Raw genomic sequence first — 24,845 nt, forward strand, 5'->3', positions numbered from 1 at the left:
AACATATGTTTTCCCATCGATCCCGCCTTACAGTCCGGCCAGATTCTGAAGCTGCAATATCGGCAATAATATAGCCAAAATCACAACGGCAACAACACCGCCCAGTAAAACAATGATCAGTGGTTCCAGTAATGATAGGGCGGTAGAGCTGAAATTATCAAATTCACGTTCCAGGTAATCGGCGGCCCGGGCCAGCATCTCGTCAAGCTGTCCCGATGCTTCCCCACTGGCGGTCAGATAGACCAGCATGGGCGGGAAAACGCCCGTATTTTTGAGCGCCTTGGATAAGCTTCCGCCACCTCTGATCGCTTCCACCATGTCCTCGCACGCTTTGCGCAGCACGCTATTGCTGATCGTATTGGTCGTCAGCCGCAGCCCCTCCAATATTGGCAAGCGGCTTGCGACCATGGTGGACAAGGTCCTCGCCAACCGTGCCGCGTTCAAATCGCGCAGCAATCTACCTAAAAAGGGAATCCGCAGCAGAAAACTGTCACAACGGTATTTGACCTTTGGTTCTTTCAATGCCCGCCAGCTGGCAAAGCCGACGATGAAGATCACGCCCAAAATTGCGCCCCACCAGTTGGCGAGAAAATCGGATATGCCGATTACCAGTCGCGTGACAAAGGGAAGCTGTTGATTCACGTCGTCAAATTGCTCGACGACTTTGGGCACGACGGCAATCATCAAAAGAGCGACCACCACAATCGCCACCAGTGCCAGTACAATGGGATAGGCCAGCGCACTGATCAGCTTGCCGCGCATCTCTGCCTGACGCTCCAGCAGGCTGGCGAGCCTTTCGGTAATGTCTGGCAATGTTCCCGAGCTTTCCCCAGCTGATATCATAGCGCGGTAAAGCGGCGGAAAGCTCGCCGGTTCGCGGCGCATGGCCTCGGCCAGCCGTTGCCCTTCCATGACACCGGCATGGACCGAACCGATGCGCGCCCGGACATGCTCTTTTTCATTCTGGCTGCCAATGGTCCGCAGCGCTTCTTCAAGCGGACTGACCTGGACAAGGGACGACAATTGCCGGGTGAACAGGGTCAATTCCTTGGCACGGAGTTTTTTGGGGCCAAAAAGCGAACGGGCAGGCTTTGCTTCCACGCCCTGCGCGGTTTCCACCTTCACCACGTAAAAGTTACGCTCGGCCAGTTTGGCACGGGCGGCATCGTTGCTTTCCGCTGCCAGCCGACCGGTTTTCTCCCGGCCCTTCGGATCGATTGCCGTGTAGGAAAAGTCAGGCATCAACCTGCTCATCCAGCGCATCACGGCGCGATATGCGAATTCCCTCTTCTGCGGTGGTTAAACCTTCACGGACCAACGCACGGGCTGCCGAACCCAGATTGGGTTTCTTCAGGAAAGCATGAGCCGCGATGCGTGCTTCATCACCGCCATCATTGATCAGTTTGCGGATAGTTTCATCGACGCGGATCGCTTCAAAAACCCCAATGCGTCCCTGAAAACCGGTATGGTTGCATTTATCACAGCCGACTTCACGGTACACCACAGTGCCGTTGTCAAAGCCAAGCAGGGAGGCCAGGCTGCCATCTGCCTGGATCGGAACGCGGCAATGCGGGCACAGCTTGCGCACCAGCCGCTGGGCAATCACAGCGCGCAATGTAGAGGCCAGCAGAAACGGCTCGACCTTCATGTCACGCATCCGGGTAATCGCGCCAACGGCATCATTGGTATGGACTGTGGAGAGTACCAAATGACCGGTCAGAGAGGCCTGAACGGCAATTTCCGCCGTTTCCCGGTCGCGGATCTCACCCACCATGACAACGTCAGGATCCTGCCGCAGAATCGCGCGCAAACCGGCGGCAAAGGTCAGGCCGACTTTGGCATTCACCTGTGTCTGGCCTATGCCTTCAATAGCATATTCCACCGGATCTTCGACCGTCAGGATATTGCGACTGCCATCATTCAGCTGCTTCAGACCCGCATATAGGGTTGTGGTTTTACCCGAACCAGTAGGACCGGTCACCAGGATGATCCCGTTGGGCTCCGACAGGGCCTCGGTCAAAATCTCGTGGGTTGTTTTCGACATGCCCAGAAGGTCCAGCGATATCGCCGCGCTTTCCTTGTCCAATATCCGCATCACGACACGTTCATTCGCGCGATTGGGTAATGTCGAGACACGCACATCCAACAGCTTCCCGCCAAGGGTCAAGCTAATCCGGCCGTCCTGCGGTATCCGGCGCTCTGCAATATCCAGCCGCGCCATAACCTTTATCCGGTTGACAATAACAGACGCGACATGCGGCGGCATGCGTAGTTTTTCTTCCAACACGCCATCGACACGCATCCGGACAACCAGACCTGTCTCATAAGGTTCGATATGAATATCGGAAGCGCCCTGCCGGGCCGCCTCTGCGATAATGCCGTTGATCAAACGGATGGTTGGCGCATCGTCGGCACTGTCCAGCAAATCCTCAGCGCTGGGAATATTTCCGGCAATATCATCCAGTGCATCGTTGCTGAGGCTCATGTCCCCGGCCATGGCGGCCGCGCTGCCGTCCATGGCGTAGTGATCGGACAGGATCTTCTCGAACGCGTCGGGTGATACCAGGTCGACATCAAAGGGCATGGCCAGATAGCGGCGCAGTTCCAGCAAGGCCTGAGGATTAGCACCTTCACGCATCGAAACTGACAGCCTTTCGCCATCCGTGCGCATCAACAACACGCCATGATCGCGCGCGAACGCATAGGGAATATCCAGGAGCGGCGGAGATGTGGGTTCTTCAACCACAGGCTTTTCATCATCGCCGGAAACGTCTGTATCTGTTCCCTTCGCGATTTTCATCAGTCATCCTTCTCCGAACCGGGATTGCTGGGTGAAACCGGAATTTGCTGCAAAGCTTCACTATTCTGGGACTGAGTAACTGCACCCGGCGCATAAATAATCTGATCACCGGGCTGGGTTTCCGCGACCGGAGGCACTGCTCCCATATAGTCACGAACCAGCACATCAATTGACGGTTCAAGCTCTGGATCGCGGCGCAATTGGCGCCCCCTGATATAGCCATAGCGGCGAGCCGAAAACGCCCGGGCATCGGCACGGTCGCGCAGGATTTTCGGCCGGATGAACACCATCAAATTGGTTTTTATCCGTTCTTTGCCACGCGATTTAAATAGTTCGCCGATCAGCGGGATATCTCCCAGAAACGGGATTTTCTCAATCGTGCGACGTTCATTATCATCCAACAAGCCGCCCAATGCGATAATCTCTCCGTCGCCCACCGTGACGGTGGTTTTTATCTCACGCTTGTTGATGATCAGTTCATTGAAGTCATTCGAAACCGGTCCGGCAATCGAGCTGACCTCCTGACGCAGTTCCAGCCGCACTTCTTCCCCGGCATTGATCTGCGGTGTGACCTCCAGCTCGATACCGACATTTTGACGTTGTATCGTCCGAAATGCATTGTCGAAATTGTTGGACAAGGCCTCGCCCGTGGAAACAGGAATTTCCTGTCCGAACAAGATACTGCCTTTGAGGTTGTTGTTCACTGTCAAAGATGGTGTGGAAAGCAGGTTGGAATCGGAATCCCGTTGCACCGCATTGATGATCGTGCCCAGAATCGTATCACCGCCCAGCGTCGTCGCGAAACCGGTGAAGGAGCCGCGCGCGCCTAAAATCGCATCGGCGGCATTTTCCAGCAGCTGGTCGCCAACCGCGCTATTTGTCGTGGTTGTCGTGGCCGTATCGGTGGTGGTCGTCGTAGTTGTGTCAAACTGATCCGCGAGTAAACCGCCGGCGATATCGACGATGTTGGGACCAGCGTTGGAGAAATTGGTTACTGCAAAAGGTGTGTCTTTGCCGCCGATCAAAAACTGGATGCCCAGTTCACGCGCCAGTGAGTCAGAAATCTCAACGATGATCGCTTCTACCGACACCTGTTCCTGACGCGTATCCAGCTGCCGGATCAATTCACCAATCATGCGCTGCACATCGGGATTGGCCGCAACGATGATGGCGTTCGTGCCTTCATAGCGTGTGACCACCGCAGGGCCGTGGCGAGCAATGCCGCCGCCGGAACTGCCGTTTGTTGATACCGGCATTACCGCAGGCGCAGCACCACCGTTACCGCCTCCATTACTCCCAGATGCCGGTGCAACAGATGACGGAGCCGCGGCGGTTGAGCCTGCGCTACCCTGTCCCATTAACTGCTCAATCACTGGCAGCAATTGTTCCGCATTGGCATAGTCCAGTTGATGGACACGGATTTCGGTGCCGGATTCAGCACGCTGGTCAAGCTCCCGCGCCATCGACACAAATTTGGCCACCGCGCTGGGATCACCGCGCAGCGCGATGCTGTTACTACTGTCAATCGCGACAACCGTAACCGGCGCAGCCGTGCCATTGCCGCCTTGTTGAGCCAGTGTTTGCAGCGATGTCGCAATTTCCCGCGCACCTGCATTTCTGAGGTTCACGATGGTGGAAGCCGCACTGTCTTTATCAATCCGGCCGACCAATGCCCGCACCCGGCGGATATTGTCGGCATAGTCGACAATCACCAGGCTATTGGCGTTGCGATTGGCAGTAATTGCACCCTGCTTGCTGATCAACGGGCGCAGGGTTTCCAAAGCTGCCGTTGCTTCAATGGATTTCAGGCGGACAACTTCGGTGACAAACTGGTTCGCCGCCGATTGGCGTGTACCAATCCGGGTTGGCTGGGTCGCAGCCCCGTCGGCCGGCTGGATACGATAGGCACCGCCCGTGGTCGGGATGGCGACCAGATTATTTGCCCGCAATGTCGACAGAAAAATCTCAAAATATTCGGAGCGGGACAATGGCCGGTCCGTAACCACCGACACTTTGCCCTGTACCCGGCTATCAACAATGAATGTGCGGCCAGTAACCCGCGCCGCATCCTGCACGAAAGCTCTGATGTCAGCATCACGAACGTTCAGGCTATGCTGGGCAAAGGCCGGGGCCAGCGCGACAGGTCCCAATATAGCAAGGGATACTGCCCATCTGGCAGCCATTTTCGTAAGTGCGTGGTTCATCATTGTGTCCCCATGTTAATTGCCAGGGGAACAGTATCAGCGCCGCGCTCTACTTCTACAGAGAGTCGTGCACCCGGTACAATTCGGCGTTTCAGTGCCGCAATATCGCTGGTCGAGGAGACCTGCTGACCATTGACCGAGACGATGATATCGCCGTCCCGGAAACCGGCAGCCCGGAACAGGGCGCCATCACCGCGTGGTGACACAACGATACCCGTCACTTTGCCATCTGCACCGCGCGGCGCAAGATCGACCGCATTGGCTATTGCCTCGGCTGCTGGCGTAGTTCCAGCAGGGCCTGATGACGAGCCAGAGGTCGCAGCCTGATCCGTATCAAACTCGCCGCCCACGGTTTCTGCCGGGACGGACTGATCCAGATACAGGCTTTCCTTCGTACCGCCACGATCAATCACAACATGATCGAAATTGACCACATCCAGTTTGATACCGGACATGATTTCCTCACCCACGGCATAGCTTTCCTGCACACCGTCCGGTCCGGCCAGTATCGCCGATCCGAGGCCGGAGCCCTCATTCATTCTGATGCCATATAGGGTGAGTTGCAACGACGTGACGACATTGGCCGTTGCGGCCGGGCCGGTACGATAAAATGGATCGAAACTGCTGAACAGCGCCAACCGGGATTGTGGCGATAAAACCTGCACTTCCCGTGCCTGCCAATCTCCCATCGGTCCCAGTGGCGTTACGACAACCCAGATCAGCCGGATTGCCTGAACCACCACAAAAACCGCCAGTAAGCCCAGCAAGACCGAATAAAGACCCGGCACGGGTACCTTTCGGCCCTTTGCCAAAAACTGGTTAGAAGATTGAATATCCACGAATCCCCGCACTCTGCTTCCCAGAGTGGCTATAACGGTTTGGTGACCAACCTGCGACTCATTGATGACAGAAAAATTACAGCAAACCGTTCGGGGCCAAGAACCTCAAAGCGGCTGGTCAGAAATTGATCCCGATGCTCATCGACAGGCGCGTACCCACATCATAACCATTGTTGATGATCCGAGTATCATTCAGCGTCTGTGATTCGCGGTAATCGGTACCGAGCAGGTTACGCGCCTCAAATTTCAGCTCAAATTCCTGACCGGCAATTTCCAGCTGTTCCCGCATCACGAAGTCGATCTGCCAGCCGGTCCGTTCGATCAGATCCGGCTGATCCTGCGGTCCACGCGCCGTAACCCGAGGGCTGTTATAGGTCAGCAAAATCGTCTGCTGCGAGAGGCCTTCTTCTGCTTCCATCCCGAATTGCAGGTTTGCGACATGAGTCGACTGGCCGGTGAGACGGTCACCATCATCAAACAGGTTGAGGGCCGAGGTAGGTTGCAACGTCACCGGATTAATTGCGGTGTCACCGTCGGCAACTTGGATTTCCGATTTGGTGTAGGTGTAGTTTGCCGCCAGCAACAAGCGCCGATCTTCAAAGAATTTACCGCCGAATTTGTCATAAAGCGGGAAATATTTCACAAGCTCCACTTCTGCTCCATAAAGTCGTGCCTTTGGCGCATTGGAGAAACCGGTGAATAGCGTACCGCCACCTTGAACAAAGGCAACATTCTCAATCGGATTGTCGATGTCCTTGTAAAAGCCGGCAAGTGTAATCCGTTCGCCGCGGCCGATATAATATTCAAAACGGCCCTCGACATTGATCAACTCGCTGTCCTCGAGCAGCGGGTTACCGATGAAGGTCCGGTCGGTATCAAGGTCAAGAAACTGTTGCGGCGCCAGTTCACGAAATTGAGGACGGGCAACGGTTTTGGAAGCTGCGAGACGAAATTGCATGTCGTCCGCAAAATTCCAGGTCAACGTACCGGCGGGCAACCAATAATCATTATCCAGACCCGTCGCGACAGAAGCCTGCCCTCCTGTCAGCGTGATGGGGAGGACTTCTTGCTGTGCATCTTCATAACGCACACCGAGATTGAGACGCAGGCCGTCAGCCAGCTCCGCGTCCACCTGACCATAGCCTCCATGGATTTCCAGCTCTGCAGTATAGGCCGGTACAGAGGTCTGCGCAGCCACTTCGCGCAGTTCAATCTCCTGCGTGAAGACATTGAGGTCGGACAGCAGGAAATCGATCCGCTGCTGGTCAAATGGGCTGGGCAGTCCATTGGAAGGTACGAAGCGAAAATCGCGGCGCTGTGCATCGCGGTCATTGAGATAATAGCTGTAACCCGCAGTGAAATTGACAGGCACGCCAATGTTGGTTTCATATCCAATGTCGAGACCAGCACCATAGACATCATCGTTCAAGTCGCTGAAGCGGATGCGCGCTGACTCGCCTGGGGATGTCAGATCATTGACGAAATCATTGGCGAAAAGGCGATCAAAGGCATAGCTATATGTCCGCTGATAAGGCGCATCGCGCTTGGAGTTCGCGTAGCTACCGCGCAGATCGACAGAGATCTCGTCAAATTTCAGTTCCCCGACAAATTGCGTTGTGAACAGTTGTCGTTCAAACCAGCTCGTACGGCCTTGATTGAGCAGGGTTTCTTCATCGACGTTGATCGCATCAATGCCCTGCTTGATCGAAGCGTCTTTGACCGTGTCATGAATATAGAGATTGGTGAACCGGAATTTATGTTCACCAACTTCCGCAGACAAGGCCAGTAAACCATTGACGATTATGCGGTTTTCCGTGGTGAGGAAATTGAAATCCTGATCAGGCCGCAATCCGGCTGTGCCGTCAATATTGACGATACCCTGCGATGTTTGCTGCACACCGCCGCGCGTGCGCCAACTATTCTCAAAACCGGCAGTCGCAATGATACCGACAAAGGCATTGCCGACATCTATGGTTGTACCACCGGTGACTTCTGCTGAGAAATTGGCCGGAATATCATTATTCCGCTGGATCAGGGAAGTTTCCGCATTGTTCAGGCTGGCCGCAAAACTCTGCAGATCCAGACTGGTGAAATTATCACCAACTGAAATAGGTACATTCTGTGCAATGGCCTGTCCCAGACCATTTGGGATATCACGAACTCCGCTATCATAACCGAGGATATCGAGATCCGAACCGTCATAGGTGTAACCCAGTTTCCCCGTGGTTTCGCTGTCACCGCTTAAACCAAAACTGAATTTCAAAAATGGTTCATCCGGCGTCGCCTTCGTGGTCAGATTGATCACACCACCGCCAAATTCACCGGGATAATTTACCGAATAGCTTTTCTGCACAACCGTGGAAGCGATCACGCTGGTCGGAAAAAGGTCGAGCGGCACAACCCGGCGCAACGGCTCGGGAGAAGGCAGTGGCAGACCGTTGAGCAACGCCAGAGAATAGCGCTCACCCAGGCCGCGGACAAAAACGAAGCGCCCGCCAACAACACTGAGACCGGTTACGCGCTGCAGGGAGCCGGCAATATCGCCATCGGCGGCACGGGCAATCTCCTCTTCACCGAGAACCGAAACAACCTCTGACGTCGCCCGGATCGGGTTCGGAATAAACTTACCGCGAACGATAATCTCTCCGCTGAAATCACCACCAGGCGCAGAAATATCGACATCTTCTTCCGGAGCATCATCCGCAGAGCCCGGCTGAGCGGCCGCATCCTCTGAGGTAGCTTGTGCCAATGCAGCAGGCGAAAACAAAGCCGTGCTCAAAAATAGACTGGTGACCAAAGATGCCCGCTTCGTCATCGGAATTTTTCCTTCTTATAACTCAAAAAAGGGGATGGCGACCGATGAAAGCCGCCATCCCTTTGTCATTTCGTAGATCAGCCAATTGTGGGGGCGGTCGCGCAATCATCCGCGTAGAGACCGCAGGTCCAACCCTGGAAGCGAGTATCGTTCGCGTCCTGCACGGCGCCGATATAGGAGACATCCTCAAAGAAAGCGTCCACACCGCTGACCGCAAACGGGGTAACCGCATTTTCGGTTGCACCGTTGATAAAGGCGAAAGCCGCTGCGGAATTTGCCAGCGTTGATGTCCCTGATTCAGTGTTGTTGCTGCCGGCATTGAACAGCGTCTGGATCTGGGCAGCCGTGATATTGCCATCATCCACAAATGCTGTTGCGCAGCTCATAAACAGAGATTCGAATACCGGCGGCCCATTTTCGTCCGCCGCTGCACCGGCCGCCTGAATGGTGGTTGCACTGTCGATATCGATACAGGCTGCCGGACTATTGAATACGCTGTTATAGAATTCATAGTCACCGCCACCGCGCAGCAATATGACATGGTCTTGGCCGCTGGAAACAAAGGTAACATTCGCCAAACGGTGACGCTGACGTGGTTCAGCATCTTCATCGCCATTGGAATCCGCTTCCATGACATGGTCACCGCCGCCTGCACGCTGTACGGCGAGCACGAACTGGTTATTACCTTGGTAGCCGGAATCAGAGTCGACCGAGTCATCGTCGATACCGGTCATGACGAGGTTTTTACCATTTACGCGGCCACCAAACCATTCCACGCCGTCATCCGAGCTGTTGTGGACCTGAATATTCTGGAAGAATGTTCCGCTACCAACACCGGCCAGGGTGATGCCGTTAAGCTCGTTGCCGGGCGACACTTCGAAACCGGGGTAACGCACCTGCAGGTAAGACATCCGGCCGCTGGAATCGGCTGGCAAGGTCCCGCCATAAACCGCATTGGATGGTCCCTCCACGATGGCTTCACAGTCGGTACGAGTACCGCCCGGGTTGGACGCACCGCCTGTCGCACAGTCAGAAATTGGTGCACGGCCCAAAATGACAACACCGCCCCACTGACCAATGCTGTTAACGCCGGTCGTGCCCAATATATTCTGACGCGACGTCATGATGATTGGTTCTGCCGCAGTACCCTCCGCAAATAGCTGCGAGCCGCGGTTCACCAGCAAGAAATCACCGCCGGATGAACCAAAAATAACAACACCGGGTTCGATTGTCATGATGCCGGTAGTTCCGCCATCAACGCCAACTTCGACTGCGCCGGAAAAGGAATAGATCGTGCCGTTCCGATTGGGTACGGTCAGATTACTGGTTATCACACCAGATATCTGGCAATTGCGAACTTCTTCCCCATTACCGGTCGTTATTGTTCCGACGTTGGCTGTGCCTGTCGGACAGTCAGCTGCCGGACCACCAGTTGGCGGGGTGGGTGTTGGCGTGGGAGTAGGCGTTGGTGTCGGGGTCGGAGCTGGCAGGACAATAGTGCCTTCGCCGGGGGAAGCCACATCATCGGCACCACAGGCCGTTACTGCCATTGCTGCAACACCAGCAAAGAGAACTGAACGAATTTGCTTATTTAACATGGAAAAAGTCTCCGCAGATTACTGATTTCAAACATTTCAGATCAGATGATGTGGAAACGAATCATAGATGCCCCCATCGCCTTCGGACTTGGGCACTAGGCGCGGCAAATGACCCGCCGATGCCGTTTGCATGACTCTTTGGAGACAATAATATTTCAGGATTGTTGCAGTTGCTTTGGAAGCCGCGAAAGCGCTCTGCTTTTTATGCTGCGGTGCAAAAATGCTGCAGTGTAAATATTGTTAAACAAAAAAGGCGGCCATTCGCATGGCCGCCTTTTAATAGTGACAGGATGTCTCGATTTAGCGGGAAGCCAACCGTCCATTCAGATTGTTCAACGCCATCTCGGCCGCCTTGCGGGAATTGACCACCTGGCCATCTGCAAGCACCAGATCAAAGCTGCGATTGCTGTTCATTGCGGCGGCGAACATTTTGGCGGCATCGCCAGAGCGCCCGGTACGCGCGTAGGCCTGGCCAAGGTTAATCATGACAGCAGGATCGGTAAGCTTTCCGCTCTCCAGCTTTTCGACGGCCGCCTCATTGTCGCCGGCCATCAGGGCGTCATAAGCAAGAGCATCTTTTTCATAGCCAATTTCACCATCTTGCGCCTGTGCCAATCCGGGCAAGGCTACCATAGCAAAACCCGTAGCAAGGGCGATTTTCTGTGCGTTTTTCATACTCACTCTCCTGCTGCTTGCCTTCTTTATTACACTTTTGTGACTATATCTGCAACATAACTGTAATATTTATGTCATTTGATCGTCATAAAAATACGACTTGCAAGCGCCATCGTGCCAGAAAGCAGTTTGCTTTCAACGATTTAAGATCGGCACGATTTGGTAATTTTGTGATGCAGTCCGCTATTGTCCGAACGGCATATCAAGCAATTCATGCAAGTCTTTAAGCGCTTGCTCTTCACCCGTAACCTTGATCGCGGCCATACCCAGAGTCGCGGCTGGCTTGCAGTTGATACCGAGATCGTCGAGATAAATGCACTGCGCCGGCTGCACATCCAGCGCCTCGCACATCATCTCGTAGATGCGCGGGTCAGGTTTTCTGATGCCGGCCTTGCTGCTTTCAATGATATGATCAAATCGCGCCATGATCGCCGCTATGGCCGATGCCTTTTCATCATCCAGCGCCATGCCGGAGCCCTTGCCGGATGGGACATTGTTGGTGATACAGCCAATGGTAAAATCCTTGGCCTTAAGTGTGTCGAGCATCGCGACCATCGCCGGTCGGATATCACCAGCCAGGCACGCCAACACTTCACTGCCCTTTAGATCCACGCCAATGGCCCGCGCTTCTTCAGCGAACAGTTCATCAAAGCCTGCCGCATCAATTTCCGAACGTTCAAATTTCGCCCAGGCATTGTCATGTGGATTGGTGCTGTTGATTTTGCGCACGCTATGAATCGGTACGCCGCGTTCTGCCTCCAGCCGGTTGAACGCATCAAAGGGTGAGGATGTGATAACCCCACCGAAATCGAAAATTACGGTGTCGTAGTTCATAACATTTGTGTTCATTTATTGAGATATTCCAGTTTGAGGCCGGGGCGTTTCCAGCGGGTTTTGACGAGGCGGCCCGATGCCGACAAACAGAGCCATGCATCCATCATGTCATCGCCGCCAAAGCAGATATTGGTGGTGAAGATATCATCAGTGCCGACAAATTCGACCAGCTCACCGGTTGGCGAGATCACACTGATCCCGCATTCGCCGATGGTGGCAACACAGATATTGCCGCTGACCTCAATCGCGAGGCTGTCGAAAAACTTATAGCCAGCGGGGCGGTAAACAGGGATGCCCGGACCGCCAGGGCCTGCATCTGGGGCTACTTTACCCGGTTCGGTAATGTTAAATTTCATCAGGCGGCAGGTATAGGTTTCCGCAGCATAGAGTGTTTTGCCATCGGGAGACAGGCCGACACCATTGGGGTTTTGCGAGGGAAAGATGACTTCCTCTAAATGACTGCCATCTGCTTTTGCATAGAATATCCCGACTATATCGTGACTGCGTTTGGCATAGTCGATCTTGCCATGATCGGTGAACCAGAAGCCGCCATGTTCATCAAAGACAATATCATTGGGACCGCGCAGGACGCAGTCAAAATCACCGCTTTTGTAAAGCACTTCCACCGCACCGGTTTGCGGATCAATCCGTTCGATCCGACCGCCGGAATAGTCATTTGCAATTCCGTGCGGGGTCAGAAAGCCGTTCGCTTCCTGATATTCAAAACCGCCATTATTGCAGACATAGACTTTGCCGTCCGGTCCCAGCGCCGCTCCATTGGGGCCACCACCCGGCTTTGCAATAACATCCTTCGTGCCATCCGTTGCAATGCGGGTCAGTTGCCCGGCGGCAATCTCGACCAAAATGATGCTGCCATCCGGCATGGCAATCGGGCCTTCGGGGAAACGCAATCCATCGGCGACAAGTTCCATTTTTTTCCTCTCAAAATCCTGTCACAGTCATTGCGGGAAAGCAGCGACAAGTCTAGTGCTGTCTCAACCGGTTACAGGAGCAACTATGTCCAACAATTACCCCCCTTCCCTGCAACTCCATATTGATGGCGAATGGATCGATGTTGAGGATCGCGACGTCCATCATGTCGTCAATCCATCAACCGGAAAAACCATTTCCGATCTCCCTAAAGCAAGCAGGGCTGATCTTGATCACGCGCTGGATGCAGCGGGCCGTGCCTTTCCGGTCTGGCGCGATACGCCTGTCGCAGCGCGTGCCGCGATATTGCACAAAGCCGCCGACCTGATGCGCGAACGTGCACCGGAAATCGGCCGGATGATGACGGCCGAGCAAGGCAAACCAGTGGGTCAGGCAACCGGAGAAGTCACGGCATCGGCCGCCATGTTCGATGTCATGGCCGAGGAGGCTAAGCGCTGTTATGGCCGCGTGCTGGTCCGCCCGACCGGACAGAATAGCTTCGTCAAATATCAGCCGGTCGGCCCCGTGGCAGCATTTAGCCCATGGAATTTCCCGGTCTACACACCCGCCCGCAAATTGGCCCCTGCCCTGGCGGCCGGTTGCTCGATCATTCTCAAGCCAGCCGAGGAAACGCCGGCCAGCCCGATCGAGATGATCCGCTGTCTGCTGGACGCCGGCCTGCCCGCCGGCACCGCGCAAGTCGTGTTCGGCGATCCGTCCGAAGTGTCGTCGCATCTGATCGCGTCTGAAGTCATTCGCAAGATCAGCTTCACCGGATCGGTGCCAGTTGGCAGGCATTTGATGAAACTGGCGACCGAAAATATGCAGCGCACAACCATGGAACTGGGTGGCCACGCGCCGGTACTGGTCTTTGACGATTGCGATATGGACAAGGCGCTCGACCTGCTGGCGATGCAGAAATATCGCAATGCAGGACAGGTCTGCGTTTCCCCCACCCGCTTCTATGTCCAGTCCGGCATCTATGAAAAATTCGCGACGGAGTTTACCAAACGCGCCGAAAAAGTGCAGGTCGGCGACGGCTTTGGCGATAATATCGACATGGGTCCGCTTGCCAATCCGCGCCGTCCGGAAGCGATGGAACAACTTATCGGCGATGCCAAAGCCAAAGGCGCAACCGTGCGTCTTGGCGGCGAAGCGATGGACAGCGACGGCTATTTTTACCGGCCGACTGTGCTGACCGAAGTCCCGTTGCAGGCCGATATTATGAGCAATGAACCCTTTGGTCCCGTTGCCGCCATGCGCCCGTTTGACACGCTGGATGAAGCGATTGAACAGGCCAATCGCCTGCCGCTCGGCCTTGCCGCCTATGCCTTTACCGAAAATCTGCGTACCGCGAATATTGTCGGAGACATGGTGGAAGCGGGCATGGTCGCGATTAATAATCTCACCGTCAGCCCAGGCGATGCACCCTTTGGCGGCGTGAAACAATCCGGGCACGGATCAGAGGATGGCCCCGATGGCCTGAAAGCCTATATGGTGACCAAAGCCATCCACCAGAGTTGAGGATCAGCAGATGACAAAAGACGCTCCAGCAAAAAGAACCGGCGCACAGGTTCTGGTGGATCAACTGGTGATTCAGGGCACCGACAGGATATTCACCGTCCCCGGTGAAAGCTTCCTTTCCGTTCTCGACGCGCTACATGATTGCGGCACCATTGAAACCGTTTCCACGCGTCAGGATGGCAGCGCCGCGTTCATGGCCGAAGCCGATGGCAAGCTGACCGGAAGCCCCGGCATCGCCTTTGTCACGCGCGGCCCCGGCGCTACCAATGCCAGCATCGGTGTTCATACCGCGATGCAGGACAGCACGCCGATGATCCTGTTCATTGGCGATGTCGCCCGCGATGATCGGGATCGAGAGGGCTTCCAGGAGGTCGATTTCACTGCCATGTTCACCCCGCTCGCCAAATGGGCGGCGCGGATCGACAATGCCGCGCGGATCCCGGAATATATCGCGAGGGCCTTTGATACGGCCAGTTCCGGGCGCCCCGGCCCGGTGGTGCTGAGCCTGCCCGAAGATATGCTGCGCGATGTTGTCGATACACTCGACCGCCCGAAAGTGGTCGCACCGGTACAGCCCATGTGCGCCAATGCGATGACGACGCTCACCGATTTGCTGCGCGATGCCACCGACCCGATCGCGATTATCGGCGGGGCCGGCTGGTGCGCGAGTGCCCGCGAAAATTTTGCGGCCTATGCTGAGCGGATTGGATTGCCGGTCGCCTGCGCATTCCGGCGGCAGGATAATTATCCCAATACCAGCCCGGTCTATGCCGGCAACCTCGGCTACGGTCCCAATCCCAAACTTGTCGAGCGGGTCAAGGCCGCTGATCTCGTCATCGCAGTCGGTGCGCGGCTCGGCGAGGCAACCACCGACGGATACACGCTCATCACGCCGGACCATCCCGATCAGACACTCGTCCATATCCATCCCGATCCAGACGAACTCAACCATGTCTATCGCATCGATCTACCGATCTGCGCGGAGATGCACGAATTTGCCGAACAGGCCGCGCTCTGGGAAGATGACCTGCTGAGCTTCGACGCGGGCAAGGCTGCCCATGCCGACTATCAGCAATGGACGACGGTCAATCCCACTGATGCGAAGCTGGATCTCGGTCCCTGCGTTGCGGCGATGCAGGACATGCTGCCTGCCGACGCGATTATCTGCAACGGCGCGGGCAATTTCTCCGGTTGGTGGCATCGCTACTGGACCTATGGCAATTTTCCCAGCCAGCTGGCCCCGACTTCCGGCGCAATGGGCTATGGCGTGCCCGCCTCAATCGCGGCAGCCCTTCGCTTCCCGGAGCGTGTCTCAGTGGTGATTGCAGGCGACGGCGATTTCATGATGAACGGTCAGGAACTTGCAACAGCGGTCCAATATGATGCCAACCTGCTTGTACTGGTCATCGACAATGGCAGCTTCGGTACCATCCGCCTGCATCAGGAACGCGAATATCCCGCGCGTCTGTCGGCCACTTCACTGCAAAACCCGGATTTTGCAATGCTCGCGAAAGCCTATGGCGGATGGAGCGCGACAGTGGAGAGCACGGAAGAATTTGCCCCGGCTCTGGAACAGGCCATGCAGCACAAAGGCCTGCGCCTGCTGCATCTGAAGACTGAAGTGGAATTTCTGACCGCCGCCGGCGCCACGGTCAGCGGACTGCGAAACAAATAGAGGCCAGTTGTAACATTGGCCGCTTCAAAAGCGAATATGACCTGTTAGCGCTCTGATATTTGATCAAAGGAATTCATTAAATGAAACCTCTTTCGCCGCTGCTGATCGCGGGCATGTTATTGGCATCTCCTGCTCTGGCTCAGACCGAAGCCGCTTCACAGGAGGAAGCTGCAACACTTGACCTCAATCATATCGGTTTTGCTGTGACGAAGCTCGACGATACGGCGTCCTTCTTTGTCGACACGCTGGGATGGAAACCGGCGGGCGGACGTCCGGAATATCCCGCAAAATTTGTCACTAACGGAAAAATGTTTGTCACCCTGTGGCAGGTCACTGACCCGGCCAAGGCCGTCACCTTTGACCGCAAGAATAATGTCGGCCTGCATCATATGGCGATCACTGTGCGCGATTTACCTACGCTTCATGATCTGCATCGCAAATTTGTTGCGCATGAGGATGTTGTCGTTGAATTTGCACCAGAATTTCTGGGCGACGGCCCCACAACCCATATGATGATCCGTGAACCATCAGGGTTGCGGCTGGAATTTATTGTTCCAGCAAACCGGATCAAACAAAAGGACTAGGGTTTTTGGGTGAAAATTTGGCGTCGGCGTCAAATTGTGTCCGCGCAATCTTGCCCGCAATGACTCAGGTCGCCATCGCCAATATGGCATCCCATTCCGCCTTGGTCACAGGCGCTACCGACAGGCGCGTCTGACGAATAATCGCCAGATTGGCCAGCTTCGGATTTTGTTTCATTTCTTTCAGCGGCACGGCTTTGTCCAGCTTGCGAACCGGCTTCACCTTCACCGCGATCCAGCGCCCGGTCTCGTCGAACGGATCCGGGAATTGTTCTTCGCTGACTTCCATTATTCCGACAATTTCCAGCCCCTGGCGCGAGTGATAGAAAAAGACCTGATCCCCGATCTTCATCTTTTTCATATTGTTGCTGGCTTGCGCATTTTTAACGCCGTCCCAGGTGCCTTCTTTTTCCGCGATCAGATCATCCCAGCCATATTCATCGGGCTCTGATTTCATCAACCAATATTGTGCCATGTATCGGCTCCTTCTTCACAAGACAGCCTATCAACAATCCTGCCAAAGCCAACAAAAAAGGCCCCGCCGCAGGGCGAGGCCTTTCAAGATTTGTTCGGTTTGATTTTAACCGGGCATCACGACCGTATCGATGGCGTGAATAACACCATTGGTCGCATCCACATCAGCCAGAGTGACTGTTGATTTTGCGCCGGTTGCATCTTCCAAAATGACTTTCTGACCTTCCAGAGACGCTTTCAGCTTAGCGCCCTGTACAGTGGTCAATGTTGCAGTGCCATCGCCGTCTGCAATAGCCTTGGCCACATCGGCTGCGGTCATCTTGCCAGAGATAACATGATAGTTCAGCAAAGCTGCCAGATCGTCTTTCTTTTCTGGGGATAGCAAAGCACTCAGCTCTGCCGGATCGACCTTGTTAAAGGCTTCGTTGGTTGGCGCGAACACCGTGAACGGTCCCTCGCCGGACAGGGTTTTGCCCAATTCAGCGGCCGTCATTGCCACAACCAAAGTCGACAAGTCTGATTTATTTTGTGCAACACCAACAATATCGGTCGGTTCTGCAGGTTCCACCACTGCGACCTCTTCGGGTTCCGCAGCCTGCTCGCCGCAAGCAACTAGAGAAATGGAGGCTGCACTAGCCAGGAGGAATTTAGAAATATTACGCACAATGGTCCTTTCACTAATAAGTCCCCCATTTTAGCTGAAAGCCCGCACGGCAGGGTGGGGACAGATCCCCGCCATGTAAGGTATTTATCGATGAGTAGAGTGCTAACTGGGGACTTAACGATGCTCCATGAACATGAAATCGCGATCAAAACTTTTCATATGCGCACCGCCGTCGACAAACAATATCTGACCTGTAACACTGCCCGCCCCGGCCAGATAACGCACTGCCGCAGCAATGTCATCGGGTGAGGAAAGCCGTTGCAACGGCATATTGGTCGCCAAGCGGTCCATCTGGTCTTCGCTATAATCCTCAGTCTCCAACGTCAACCCGGGAGCCACACCATTTACACGCAATTTGTCAGCACAGGCGACTGCCAGACTTCGCACAGATTCGGCCAAAGCCTGTTTTGACAATGTATAGCTCAGCTGATCGCCATTGGGATTGCGAACACGTTGATCGACAATATTGACAACCGCCGCCCGCTCTCCCTCTGGCACTTGGCGTGCCAGCAAGGTGGTCAGCATTGTTGGCGTCATCATGTTGATCTTCATGTGGCTTTCAAGCGATTGACCGTTCAGGCTGCTGACATCGTCATATTCAAACAGGGATGCATTGTTCACCAGCAAGTCCGGCATCCGCCCGAAATTCTCACCGACGGCGCCCAGTAACCCGGCCGCCGCACCATCATCGCTGAAATCCGCAACAAAGCCTTCCCAGTGGGTATCATTGCGCTCAAGAGCTTTCTTAAGCCCGTCATCCGGTTTTGCATCGCTATGGCCATGAAGCGCAAGCGCATAGCCCGCATCCGCCAGTTCAGCCGCAATATAGGCGCCCAGACGGCGAACACCGCCAGTGACCAGTGCCAACTTCACCGCGCTGTCACTCATTTACGCGCCCGAGACAAAGTGATCCCGATTGCTTCTCCCTTTTCGGAGATCAGCAGTTTCACAATTTTTACGGTAACCCGCAACACGCTCTCATCCTGCAAAAACAGAGTTTCGATAATATGATCCGCCACCGCTTCAATCAGCTTGAAATGCACGCCTTCCGGCAAAGCGGTCGTGGCGGCGTCCTTCAGATCCATATAGTTTTTGGAGCTTTCCAGCGGTGTGTCCGCTTCATAGCGTTCCTGAATTTTCAAATCTGCCGCGATGGAAATACGCAAAGGTTGCGGCAAATGGGTCTCTTCGGAATAGATGCCGGTCAGGACATCGACCTCCAGATCATTGACCTCTAATGTAAGTGTATCTGTCATAATATGTCTTCACCATGTTGCGGCCCTATTGGCAAGCCATGCAGCCGCTTTGTTTAATCTGGCTGGCTGCTGAGAGCTTCTATCTGGACCACCGCGCATAGATTGCTGTTGGCAGCAGCAGACCGCGTGCTTCTTCCCTTACCGCAAGGTCGCCGACCTCTATCGTGCCGCCCAAATGAGCCAGCTTCTCTTCAAGGAGCGAGCCGAGCGCGAGAGCGGACATACGTACCGCGTAGACGGTCAGGAACAGGCACTTGCTATTCTCATCCAGCAGCTGCCCGCAGCTCTCGATCAGCGGAGCCAAATCTTCCTCGAGCCGCCAGATTTCACCATCCGGCCCGCGGCCATATTTGGGTGGGTCGAGCAGGATCGCGTCATAGCGTCGCTCGCGCCGCACTTCTCTTGCGGCAAATTTCGCCGCATCATCGATAATCCAGCGCACCGGACGTTCCGACATGCCAGAAAGAGCCGCATTATCCCGCGCCGCTGACACCGATTTCTTGGATGCATCGACATGAACCAGCTTTGCGCCGGCCGCGGATAGAGCCAGCGTGCCGACACCGGTATAGCCAAAGAGATTAAGCGCTTGCGCTTCCTCAACGCCTTCCAGATTGGAACGGATCCAGCGCCACACCGGGTCCATATCCGGGAAATAGGCGAGATGGCGAAACGGTGTGCATTGGGCGGTAAAAGTGACCTCTTCCCAAGTGAGCGGCCATCCTTCTTTGGGAACAGGTCGATTGAAATGCCAGCGCCCGCCGCCGTCATCATCCGAAGCCGGAATAAACTCGCCATCCGCCTGCCATTCATCCTGCGCAGGCGACCACATCGCCTGCGGTTCGGGGCGAATGAACCGATAATCGCCATAGCGTTCCAGCTTGCGGCCATGGCCACTATCGATCAGCGCATAGTCGCTGCGCGGATCGCTGATCATCACGCCGGGCCTTGACGCCGCCTCAACCATCGGCAGGTGTTGCTTTGCCGGTTACGAATGCCTTAACCGCATCATAATCTCCCGGCAGTTTGTCGCATGCCTCTTCCCGGTCAAACAAATCGCCAATCCGGCGCGGCAAGATCGGGCGCGTGCCGGTGGCCCGCTCCACCGCTTCGCGAAACTTTGCGGGATGAGCGGTGGCCAATGTCACAACCGGCACGGACGGATCAATATCGCTTGCCCGTGCTGCGGCCAGACCGATCGCAGTATGCGGATCAATAACCTGCCCCGCCTCTTCCTGTGCCCTACTCATCGCCAGGGTCATGCTATCGGGGTCGACTCGCTGGCTGGTGAAGAGCGATGCCGCCTTTGCCCGCATGTCCGGATCGATCTGCATGTCACGCGTCTCTTCAAACGCTTTCATCCGGGCCGCAGTTTTGGTGCCGTCACGACCTTCAAGGTCGAACAATAACCGTTCAAAATTGCTGCTGATCTGAATATCCATCGATGGCGCAGCTGTTGGCGTTACTGTTCCGGCAGAATAATCACCCGCACTCAAAGCGCGGTGGAGAATGTCATTCACGTTGGTTGCGACTATCAGCCGTTCCACCGGCAATCCCATTTGCGCGGCCACGTAACCGGCAAACACATCGCCAAAGTTGCCCGTCGGTACAGAGAATGCCACTTTCCGGTGCGGTGCTCCCAATTGCGAGGCTGCATAGAAATAATAGACAATCTGGGCCATAAGCCGCGCCCAGTTGATCGAGTTCACCGCAGAGATGGCAAACCGGTCGGTCACCTCGGTATCGGCAAACATTCGCTTCACCATTGCCTGTGCATCATCGAAGCTGCCGTCAATGGCGATATTGTGAACATTGGGTGCCAGCACTGTCGTCATTTGGCGCCGCTGTACATCCGATATGCGTCCATCGGGATGGAGCATGAAGATATCAACCTTTTCCCGTCCAGCCAGCGCATCAATGGCCGCCGATCCGGTGTCACCCGATGTTGCCCCCACAACTGTCAGATGTCTGTCCTGCCGGGCCAAGAAAGTCTCGAACAACAGCCCGAGCAATTGCAGCGCCACATCCTTGAATGCCAATGTTGGCCCATGGAACAGCTCCAGCAGCCAATGTTGTCCATCCAGCTGTACCAGAGGTGTCACGGCTTTGTGCGCGAAACGGCCATATGCCTTTTCACACAAATCGCGCAGTTCCTCCTCGGTCAGCACATCGCCGATGAACGGCCGCATCACACGAACGGCAATTTCCGAATAGGGAAGCGCGGCCATGTCGGCAATTTCCGCTTCGGTCAGTTTGGGCCAATGAGTCGGCACATAAAGGCCGCCGTCACCAGCCAGACCAGCAAGTGTCACCTGTTCAAAATTCAGCGGCTGTGCACCACCGCGGGTTGAGATATATTCCATGATGGCCAGCGGGTTAGCGGCCTCATTCGCCAAGGGCAAGTTTTAAGCTTGGCTGGCAGCCTTGTTGCGCCCTCTGAGAGCCAGAAAATAGATGACCAGTGCTATACCGGCAAACAGAAACCATTGAACCGCATAGGCCATATGATTGTTGGGAACGTCGTCTGTTGAAGGCTCCTGGCTTTTTTGTAATCCAGCCACCGGCTCGCTGGCAACAAGACGCACCATATATTGGCTATCGGGCGCGACAATGCCGTCGACCGGGCCGCCTCCCCATTCCGGATCCTCCGGTGATTTGGACCAGCCAGCGACAATATGCGCCCCAGGCCCCTCGCCGCCCGATGTTTTGCAATGCGCAATATGGGCCCAGCCCGCCTGACCATTGGCGTTGCGGCCGCTAACCGCTCGCCAATCGAGAACCTCCAGACAATTTACCGATGATCGGCGAAAATAGGATGGGTCATCTTCAACAGGAACCACGGGATAGCTAATGGCGGGTTTATCACGCGCCGCTTCATAACTTGCCAGCAGGCTGTTTTTCCAGTCAGCGCGCTGTAACTGCCAAACGCCTAGTCCTGCCATAGTCGCCACCGCGGCCAGCATCAGGACTGTGCCTATGATTGGCAGGCCTTTCATTTCTCAACACCGTCATCGATACTGCCCTCACGGGCCTGATTGCGATGTTCCAAAATCAGCAATACTCCCTTGGATATTCTGAGAGAGCCCACAACAGCAGCGATAGTGAGCGGAACCCACAACAGTACATGAAGCCACATCGGTGGATAATAGTTAAGCTCCACGATCAATGCCAACGCCAGCACTACCCCTCCGACAATCAATGTCAAAAAGGCGGCTGGGCCATCACCGACATTATACTTGTCGTAATCTAGTCCACACGCGCGGCATCTTTCCGCAAACGCAGTCACACTGCGAAACAAGGTTTTCTGACCGCAATGGGGGCAGAGTCCAAAAAGGGCAGCGGGAAAAACATCCGGCTGCCCTTTTGAGTTTTCGGTATCCGTCAAAAAACTGTCCCAAAAAATGTCCTAGTGAACCGGTGCGCCCCAGCCGCCCCATACATAGACAACAATGAACAGGAACAACCACACGACATCGACAAAATGCCAGTACCAGGCAGCAGCTTCGAAACCAAAATGCTGTTTAGGCGTGAAATGGCCTTTGTAAGCCCGTGCCAGACAAACGATCAGGAAGATCGTACCGACGAGAACGTGGAAGCCATGGAAACCGGTCGCCATGTAGAAAGCGCTGCTATAGTTTATGCCGGCAAACGGGAACGGAGCGATGCTATATTCATAAGCCTGGATGCCACTGAACACCAAGCCCAGTATGATCGTCAGCCACAGCCCGGTAATCAGCCCCTTACGATTGCCATGGATCAAAGAGTGGTGCGCCCATGTCACTGTTGTGCCGGAGCAGAGCAGAATGAGAGTGTTGAGAAGCGGAAGCTCAAAAGCGTTCAGAACTTCAATGCCCTTTGGCGGCCATTGCACAAGCGCCGCGGCGCCCTCCTGGCCGATCAGGTTGGTGGCTATACCATCGGCAAAGTCAATTGGCTGCGGGAACAGGGAATAGTCGAACCAAGCCCAAAACCAACCAACAAAGAACATCACCTCTGAGGCAATGAAAAGGATCATCCCATAACGCAGATGCAATTGCACCACGGGCGTATGATCACCGGCATGTGCCTCTTTGACCACGTTCGCCCACCATGCGTAAAAAGTCAGGGCAACCGTGGCGACGCCAATTGCAAATACCATCGGACCAAATGACCCAAAAACATCAGGATGCAACCACATCACACCGCCAAACGCCATGGTAAGCGCAGAAAAGGCGCCAAAAAAAGGCCAAATGTCTGGCGGCAAAATATGGTAATCGTGGTTTTTGGCTCCAGCCATGGTTTTATTCCCCAGATTTTATTCGTTACTGTTCTTAGCTATCGCCAGTTGCGGGGTCCACCGCAATGCCGTCTTTCGAGCGATAAAATGTGTAGCTTAGTGTGATTTCTTCAATATCCCGCGTTTCCGGATCATCCATAATCGCCGGATCAACATAATAGAGCACAGGCATCCGCATCGTTTGCCCGGGCTCCAGAAGTTGCTCCGTGAAACAGAAACACTGCACTTTGTGAAAATATTTTCCGGCTTGCACAGGTGTCACGTTAAAGGTCGCAGTACCCACAACCGGTTGATCTGATTTATTCGTTGCAATGTAGATCGCCATGTCACGTGCGCCTACACTAACCCGGTCTACCGGGTTTTCCGGTTTAAATGCCCATGGCAAGGCAGAATTGACGTTGGAATCGAACCGAACCGACATGACACGCGACGTGGCCTGAACCGTGGCAGCTTGGGCCGCATCCACCCGCTGAGTGGTTCCGCCATATCCTGTGACCCGACAGAAAATTTCATAGAGCGGCACAGCGGCATAGCCCATACCCAGCATCGCGATACCCATCGCACCCGCCATTGCCGCAATGCGCAGATTCTTAGTCGACATATCTCTGGTCTGGGCGTGGCTCATGATATCGAACTATTTATTTTTACGAAGGTGATGAAGTAAAATAACACGACAAGGAAAAAGAGCAAGCCAGCCATAATCGCCGCCCGCTGCTTTTGCTTGGCCTGATAGGCTTTCTGCTCCTCCGGCGTCATTGCTGCGTTTTTGCTATCGATCTTGCTCATGCAAATATCATCCTGTCTGCAACCAGCGCGGCGAACAAGGCGAAAAGATAGACGATGGAGAACTTAAACAAATGCTTCTCTGCCTGCATCGCACTGGGGTTCTCTGTTCTGCTGACACCCACACGGAAGGACAACAGAGTGAAGGCCAGGCTCAGCACAATCGCGGTTACGCCATAAACCGCCCCGGTCATACCCATGGCAAAGGGTGCAACAGCGCAGGCGGTAAGTATCAGGCTGTAACCTGCGATCTGTCTGCGCGTAGATTTTCGACCAGCAACGACCGGCATCATGGGGATACCCGCTTTGGAATAGTCACTGTTCACAAACAGCGCGAGTGCCCAGAAATGTGGGGGCGTCCAAAAGAAAATGATCGCGAACAACAGTACCGGCATCAACGTGACGTCGCCGGTAACGGCCGCCCAACCTATGACAGGTGGGAAAGCGCCGGCCGCACCGCCGATGACAATATTCTGCGGTGTACTGCGCTTTAGCCAAATTGTATAAATCACGGCATAGAAGAAAATAGAGAAGGCCAATATCGCAGCACTAAGCCAATTGACCGCGACTCCCATCAGCAGAACAGAAAAGACTGATAACCCTACTCCGAAATGCAGCGCGGTTTCGCGGTCCATGCGACCCGCCGGCAAAGGCCGACCTGCGGTCCGTTTCATCACTGCATCAATATCATGTTCATACCATTGGTTCAGCGCCGCGGATGCACCGGCACCCAGGCTAATCGCCAATATTGCCGTGAAACCGATAATCGGATGAATGGAACCGGGAGCCGCCATCAACCCGCAGATCGCCGTAAAAATCACCAGCGACATCACGCGCGGCTTGGTCAGCGCAAACAAATCCCGTGCGCTGGCCAGCTTGTAAGGTGATGTAGAAGCGGTTGTCATGTCTTTATCAGTATC

The 24,845-nt window shown here is 54.8% G+C and carries 24 protein-coding genes; 3 read left to right on the forward strand and 21 right to left on the reverse strand.

Going from position 1 to position 24,845, the window contains the following annotated elements; genetic code table 11:
- Positions 1-27: 27 nt before the first annotated feature.
- From gspF to AC6I9Z_RS15365, 9 genes are all read right to left on the reverse strand, one after another.
- Entirely contained in the window at positions 28-1,242 is a 1,215-nt protein-coding gene (gene gspF, locus AC6I9Z_RS15325) for a type II secretion system inner membrane protein GspF (protein WP_461456741.1), read from the reverse strand.
- The gene (gspE, locus tag AC6I9Z_RS15330; RefSeq protein ID WP_461456743.1) at positions 1,235-2,800 is read right to left on the reverse strand and encodes a type II secretion system ATPase GspE; all 1,566 of its coding nucleotides are present in this window, start codon (positions 2,798-2,800) and stop codon (positions 1,235-1,237) included. Before gspE ends, gspF begins: the two co-directional genes overlap by 8 nt.
- The gene (gene gspD, locus AC6I9Z_RS15335) at positions 2,800-5,004 is read right to left on the reverse strand and encodes a type II secretion system secretin GspD (RefSeq protein ID WP_461456745.1); all 2,205 of its coding nucleotides are present in this window, start codon (positions 5,002-5,004) and stop codon (positions 2,800-2,802) included. The genes gspE and gspD overlap by 1 nt, the downstream gene beginning before the upstream one ends.
- The gene (locus AC6I9Z_RS15340) at positions 5,004-5,843 is read right to left on the reverse strand and encodes a type II secretion system protein N (RefSeq protein WP_461456747.1); all 840 of its coding nucleotides are present in this window, start codon (positions 5,841-5,843) and stop codon (positions 5,004-5,006) included. Before AC6I9Z_RS15340 ends, gspD begins: the two co-directional genes overlap by 1 nt.
- 118 nt (positions 5,844-5,961) lie before the next feature.
- Positions 5,962-8,658 (reverse strand): TonB-dependent receptor domain-containing protein, encoded by a 2,697-nt coding sequence (locus tag AC6I9Z_RS15345; RefSeq protein WP_461456749.1) that lies wholly within the window; start codon positions 8,656-8,658, stop codon positions 5,962-5,964.
- A 77-nt stretch (positions 8,659-8,735) separates the two neighbouring features.
- Complete coding sequence (locus tag AC6I9Z_RS15350; RefSeq protein ID WP_461456751.1) at positions 8,736-10,256, reverse strand: beta-helix domain-containing protein; 1,521 nt, start codon at positions 10,254-10,256, stop codon at positions 8,736-8,738.
- Between the two features lie 300 nt (positions 10,257-10,556).
- Positions 10,557-10,931 (reverse strand): hypothetical protein, encoded by a 375-nt coding sequence (locus tag AC6I9Z_RS15355; RefSeq protein WP_461456753.1) that lies wholly within the window; start codon positions 10,929-10,931, stop codon positions 10,557-10,559.
- Between the two features lie 183 nt (positions 10,932-11,114).
- Entirely contained in the window at positions 11,115-11,780 is a 666-nt protein-coding gene (locus AC6I9Z_RS15360) for an HAD-IA family hydrolase (RefSeq protein ID WP_461456754.1), read from the reverse strand.
- Entirely contained in the window at positions 11,777-12,697 is a 921-nt protein-coding gene (locus tag AC6I9Z_RS15365; protein ID WP_461456756.1) for an SMP-30/gluconolactonase/LRE family protein, read from the reverse strand. Before AC6I9Z_RS15365 ends, AC6I9Z_RS15360 begins: the two co-directional genes overlap by 4 nt.
- Positions 12,698-12,782: 85 nt before the next feature.
- Between AC6I9Z_RS15365 and AC6I9Z_RS15370 the strand changes: the two genes are divergently transcribed.
- The 3 genes from AC6I9Z_RS15370 (at position 12,783) to AC6I9Z_RS15380 (ending at position 16,478) form a co-directional block, all read left to right on the forward strand.
- On the forward strand, positions 12,783-14,219 hold the full coding sequence (locus AC6I9Z_RS15370) for an NAD-dependent succinate-semialdehyde dehydrogenase (protein ID WP_461456758.1): 1,437 nt from the start codon (positions 12,783-12,785) through the stop codon (positions 14,217-14,219).
- Between the two features lie 10 nt (positions 14,220-14,229).
- Positions 14,230-15,894, forward strand: coding sequence for a thiamine pyrophosphate-binding protein (locus tag AC6I9Z_RS15375; protein WP_461456760.1), 1,665 nt, complete (start codon positions 14,230-14,232; stop codon positions 15,892-15,894).
- Between the two features lie 80 nt (positions 15,895-15,974).
- A complete protein-coding gene (locus tag AC6I9Z_RS15380; RefSeq protein ID WP_461456762.1) occupies positions 15,975-16,478 on the forward strand; it encodes a VOC family protein in 504 nt (167 codons plus the stop codon).
- A 64-nt stretch (positions 16,479-16,542) separates the two neighbouring features.
- On the opposite strand, the gene AC6I9Z_RS15385 is transcribed toward AC6I9Z_RS15380, so the two are convergent.
- The 12 genes from AC6I9Z_RS15385 to AC6I9Z_RS15440 all read right to left on the reverse strand — a co-directional run bounded on the left by AC6I9Z_RS15385 (position 16,543) and on the right by AC6I9Z_RS15440 (position 24,830).
- Positions 16,543-16,950, reverse strand: a complete 408-nt coding sequence (locus AC6I9Z_RS15385) for an EVE domain-containing protein (protein WP_461456764.1) — start codon at positions 16,948-16,950, stop codon at positions 16,543-16,545.
- A gap of 105 nt (positions 16,951-17,055) precedes the next feature.
- Entirely contained in the window at positions 17,056-17,613 is a 558-nt protein-coding gene (locus AC6I9Z_RS15390; protein WP_461456766.1) for a fasciclin domain-containing protein, read from the reverse strand.
- A 114-nt stretch (positions 17,614-17,727) separates the two neighbouring features.
- Positions 17,728-18,501: an SDR family oxidoreductase gene (locus tag AC6I9Z_RS15395; protein WP_461456768.1), complete on the reverse strand. Its 774-nt coding sequence runs from the start codon at positions 18,499-18,501 to the stop codon at positions 17,728-17,730.
- The gene (locus tag AC6I9Z_RS15400) at positions 18,498-18,869 is read right to left on the reverse strand and encodes a dihydroneopterin aldolase (RefSeq protein WP_109356322.1); all 372 of its coding nucleotides are present in this window, start codon (positions 18,867-18,869) and stop codon (positions 18,498-18,500) included. The genes AC6I9Z_RS15395 and AC6I9Z_RS15400 overlap by 4 nt, the downstream gene beginning before the upstream one ends.
- Positions 18,870-18,948: 79 nt before the next feature.
- Entirely contained in the window at positions 18,949-19,803 is an 855-nt protein-coding gene (locus AC6I9Z_RS15405; RefSeq protein WP_461456770.1) for an RsmD family RNA methyltransferase, read from the reverse strand.
- A 22-nt stretch (positions 19,804-19,825) separates the two neighbouring features.
- Entirely contained in the window at positions 19,826-21,229 is a 1,404-nt protein-coding gene (gene thrC / locus AC6I9Z_RS15410) for a threonine synthase (RefSeq protein ID WP_461456948.1), read from the reverse strand.
- Between the two features lie 42 nt (positions 21,230-21,271).
- Positions 21,272-21,862, reverse strand: coding sequence for an SURF1 family protein (locus AC6I9Z_RS15415; protein ID WP_461456772.1), 591 nt, complete (start codon positions 21,860-21,862; stop codon positions 21,272-21,274).
- Positions 21,859-22,251: a DUF983 domain-containing protein gene (locus tag AC6I9Z_RS15420; RefSeq protein WP_461456774.1), complete on the reverse strand. Its 393-nt coding sequence runs from the start codon at positions 22,249-22,251 to the stop codon at positions 21,859-21,861. The genes AC6I9Z_RS15415 and AC6I9Z_RS15420 overlap by 4 nt, the downstream gene beginning before the upstream one ends.
- Before the next feature lie 21 nt (positions 22,252-22,272).
- On the reverse strand, positions 22,273-23,142 hold the full coding sequence (locus AC6I9Z_RS15425) for a cytochrome c oxidase subunit 3 (protein ID WP_461456776.1): 870 nt from the start codon (positions 23,140-23,142) through the stop codon (positions 22,273-22,275).
- A 34-nt stretch (positions 23,143-23,176) separates the two neighbouring features.
- Complete coding sequence (locus AC6I9Z_RS15430; protein WP_461456778.1) at positions 23,177-23,743, reverse strand: cytochrome c oxidase assembly protein; 567 nt, start codon at positions 23,741-23,743, stop codon at positions 23,177-23,179.
- 20 nt (positions 23,744-23,763) lie between these two features.
- The gene (locus AC6I9Z_RS15435) at positions 23,764-23,928 is read right to left on the reverse strand and encodes a cytochrome c oxidase system small membrane protein (protein ID WP_162558996.1); all 165 of its coding nucleotides are present in this window, start codon (positions 23,926-23,928) and stop codon (positions 23,764-23,766) included.
- Positions 23,925-24,830 carry a heme o synthase gene (locus AC6I9Z_RS15440; protein ID WP_461456780.1) on the reverse strand — a complete coding sequence of 302 codons (906 nt, stop codon included), beginning with the start codon at positions 24,828-24,830 and terminating at the stop codon, positions 23,925-23,927. The genes AC6I9Z_RS15435 and AC6I9Z_RS15440 overlap by 4 nt, the downstream gene beginning before the upstream one ends.
- Between the last annotated feature and the right edge of the window lie 15 nt (positions 24,831-24,845).

The organism is Parasphingorhabdus sp. (assembly GCF_059726685.1).